Raw genomic sequence first — 225 nt, 5'->3', positions numbered from 1 at the left:
CAGCTGAGGGAAGCGGTTTCTGCGGCGCAGCGTCATGGGAGCCACGACCAAGAAGAGGGCGGCCAGGACGGGCCCGAGGGCCCACGCTTCCAGCATCTTCGCCTGGAAAGCGAGCCCCACCCAGACGGCGCTCCAGATGAGCGGGCGCTGACGCGCCGTGCTGGATGCCCGGAACGCCGCATCGGCGGCAAGCAGCAGGAACAGCGTGAACGGTGCGTCCTCGAC

General features: G+C 69.3%; 1 protein-coding gene. It reads right to left on the bottom strand.

Annotated elements, in window-relative coordinates; genetic code table 11:
- A partial coding sequence (locus C6N31_RS43345; protein ID WP_232486400.1) for a glycosyltransferase family 39 protein occupies window positions 1-225 on the bottom strand: 225 nt, incomplete at both ends.

Source organism: Streptomyces fildesensis (genome assembly GCF_016107395.1).
Lineage (GTDB): Bacteria > Actinomycetota > Actinomycetes > Streptomycetales > Streptomycetaceae > Actinacidiphila > Actinacidiphila fildesensis.
Note: the sequence above shows the minus strand (reverse complement) of the source record. Positions and strands in the feature narration are given on the sequence as shown.